The 3168-nt window shown below is 32.0% G+C and carries 4 protein-coding genes; all 4 read left to right on the forward strand.

Annotated elements, in window-relative coordinates; translation table 11 throughout:
- Positions 1–303 (forward strand): hypothetical protein (locus tag ACY2V1_RS04030; RefSeq protein WP_461833513.1); only part of this gene is annotated, 303 nt, incomplete at its 5' end.
- Between the two features lie 14 nt (positions 304–317).
- Entirely contained in the window at positions 318–1112 is a 795-nt protein-coding gene (locus tag ACY2V1_RS04035; protein ID WP_461833514.1) for a polysaccharide biosynthesis tyrosine autokinase, read from the forward strand.
- 23 nt (positions 1113–1135) lie between these two features.
- On the forward strand, positions 1136–2545 hold the full coding sequence (locus tag ACY2V1_RS04040; protein WP_461833515.1) for a TIGR03013 family XrtA/PEP-CTERM system glycosyltransferase: 1410 nt from the start codon (positions 1136–1138) through the stop codon (positions 2543–2545).
- Between the two features lie 21 nt (positions 2546–2566).
- The gene (locus tag ACY2V1_RS04045; protein WP_461833516.1) at positions 2567–3148 is read left to right on the forward strand and encodes a polysaccharide biosynthesis/export family protein; all 582 of its coding nucleotides are present in this window, start codon (positions 2567–2569) and stop codon (positions 3146–3148) included.
- Positions 3149–3168: the final 20 nt, after the last annotated feature.

Below are 3168 nucleotides of genomic sequence, written 5' to 3' on the forward strand. Positions count from 1 at the left end.
ATAAGTAAAAGATATCAAGATTTATTGGCAAAAAAATTGAATGCAGAAATGGCTGAGGAATTGGAAAAACGTCAAAAAGGTGAGCAATTTAGGATATTGGATTTGGCTGTTCCATCTAGCGTGCCATATTCTCCTGATGTAAAAATAGTGGCAATATTTTCTATTTTATTTGGAATGTGTCTAGGTGGAGGACTTGCCTTTTTAAGGGAGAGTTTGGATCCAGCATTTTATACTCCTGAGGAAATAGAAGCTTATTTAGGCGTAAAAGTAATTGTTTGTTTACCCACTCATGAATTTAAATAAAGAGAGTTATTGATATGAGTAGACTGTTCGATGCACTTGAAAAGGCAGAAAAAGAGAGGGTTGGAGCAGGGGAAGAAAAGAAGGTTCATGTAACTAGAGCAGATATAGATGGATACCACCCTAGTTTATCAAAAGAATTAGTGGTCTTTTCTGAACCCAATTCAGTAATAGCAGAGGAATTTAGATTTCTTAGGTCTCGAATTTTAAGACCATTTAAAGGAGATCCTCCGAAAACAACATTAATAACTAGCTGTCTGCAAGGCGAAGGCAAGACCTTTGTTGCTGCAAATCTGGCTGCCACAATAGCTAAAGGATTTGATGAATATGTATTGTTAGTAGATGCAGATTTAAGAAGACCAAGGGTTCACCAAATCTTTGGGTATGATTATATTCGACAGGGACTATCTACTCATTTAATGAAGGGAGTACCCCTTGAAAATTTACTTATTAAGACTGAAATAAAAAAATTAACTATCCTGCCTGCTGGCGAAGATTGCGATAATCCTTCAGAGCTTATTTCTTCAAAAAAAATGGAAGAGCTTATAAAAGAGATAAGGGATAGGTATCCAGATAGATATGTGATTTTTGATTCTTCCCCAATAGAACTTACTCCTGAAACATTTGTCCTTGGACACAAAGTTGATGCCATCTACTTAATTGTAAAAAGGGCGAGTACCCCCAGGGATGTGGTAAAAAATACCATTGAGAAGTTTGAGAAAGAGAGATTTAAAGGTATTATCTTAAATGGATATGAGAAGAGAAAAAGGTATTATAAAGGATATGGTTCTTACAGTTATAACGGTTATTAATTAAGTATTATGTAGTAGTTGTTATGCTTAAATTTTTTAATAAATATTATCCCATAAGAAATTTAGTTTTTTTTATTTTGGAAAGTATCCTTATATTTTTTAGTATTTATTCAATGATACTATTTTTTTATGACGGAAGTTTGCCTGTTCATGATTATAAATTGAATATATGGATTAGAATTTTCATTATAACTATTGTTTTGCAGGGGGTTTTGTATTATTGTTCTTTATATGAATTTAAATATAGTTTTAGGATTATTGATTTATTTCTAAGAATAATACAGGCTATTGGTATTACATGTATAATTTTGTCTGCAATATATTTTTTATATCCTCCTGCTATATTGGAACAGGGAATATTTTTTGGAGGTATTGTATTACTTTTGTTTTTTTTAGTATCATGGAGAATATTATATATATATTTATGCCAGACAGGTTTTTGGAATGAAGATATAATTCTTATTATGGATGGAGACTTAGGATTTCATATTATAAATGAAATAAAATCTAATTTAGATTCAGGATATAATATTAAATATATATTTTTGCCTCCTACAATAAAATTTAATAAAGAAGTTTTATATGACCTTTCTTTTAAGGAAGACCAGATTTATCAAGAAATAAACAGATTGTGTGACATAGCTTTGGAGAATGATATAAATAAGATTATTTTTGCCCTAGAAGAAAAGAGAGGTGTATCACCTATAAGTAAGCTCTTAGAGTGTAAAACCAAAGGTATTGCCATAGTGGATGGTATTACATTTTATGAGAATCTTTGTGGTAAGGTATTGGTGACCAAAGTAGTGCCAAGCTGGCTGATTTTTTCAGAGGGTTTTTCAAGACTAAAATTGAAATTATTAACAAAGAGAGTGCTCGATATAATCTGGTCATTATTTGGTCTTGTTGTTTTCTCCCCTATATTAATCCTAATAGCAATACTGGTAAAATTAACATCTAAAGGACCAGTATTGTTTACACAAATAAGGGTAGGACAATGGGAGAGACCATATAAGATTTACAAGTTTAGAACCATGAGAGAAGATGCAGAAAAGGATGGGGCAAAATGGGCCCAAAAAGATGATCCCAGAATTACTCCGATTGGTGGCTTTTTAAGAAGATTTAGATTAGATGAAACGCCTCAATTTTTTAATGTGTTAAAGGGTGATATGAGTTTTGTTGGTCCTAGACCAGAGAGACCAGAGTTTGTGGAGCAGCTAAAAAGCAAAATACCATATTATGGCGAGAGGCATTGTCTTAAGCCTGGTATAACTGGATGGGCACAGGTAAATTACCCATATGGCGCCTCTGAAGAGGATGCCTTGAAGAAACTTGAATATGATTTGTTTTACGTTAAAAACATGACAATCTTGTTTGATATATATATAATTTTAAAAACAATAAAAACCGTTTTTACAGGTCAAGGTGCGAGGTAAGTATAACAAGGAGGGCATTGTATGTTTAGATTAGGTAATTTTTTTAAATTTTGTCTTATATTTTTGCTAATGTCAACAACTATTGTGTATGCAGGAAAGCAAATCAAGTCTAATGCTTCAGGTTTCTATTATAGGATTGGTAAAGGAGATGTACTTGAAATAAATGTGTGGAAAGAGAAGGATCTTACAAGAGTAGTTAAAGTGAGGACAGATGGTAGAATATCTCTGCCGCTTCTAGACGATGTAATGGCTGAAGGATTAACACCAATTGAGCTTAAAAAGAAAATAGAAAAAAAACTTTCACAATTTATTACAAGTCCATTTGTGACAGTTATAGTAAATGAAGAGAATAATAAGTTTTACATGGTTGGCGAAGTAAATAAGGTCGGCGAATATGACCTCACTAAAGATTTAACAATATTGCAAGCAATAGCCATTGCTGGAGGTTTTACTGAGTGGGCAAATAAGGACAATATAATATTACTGAGGTACAAAGATGGAAAAGAAATAAGATATAAAATAAGTTATAAAGATATTGTATCAGGTAAAGCTCCAGAACAGAATTATTTTATTCAACGCAATGATACAATAATAGTAAAATAAAAATGGAGATGGATTATGGT

Source organism: Desulfothermus sp., assembly GCF_053993635.1.

Excerpts from the sequence above, each read along its gene's own strand:
- ACY2V1_RS04040 (WP_461833515.1), top strand. The coding sequence starts at position 1,136 with ATGCTTAAATTTTTTAATAAATATTATCCCATAAGAAATTTAGTTTTT.
- ACY2V1_RS04035 (WP_461833514.1), top strand. The coding sequence starts at position 318 with ATGAGTAGACTGTTCGATGCACTTGAAAAGGCAGAAAAAGAGAGGGTT.
- ACY2V1_RS04045 (WP_461833516.1), top strand. The coding sequence starts at position 2,567 with ATGTTTAGATTAGGTAATTTTTTTAAATTTTGTCTTATATTTTTGCTA.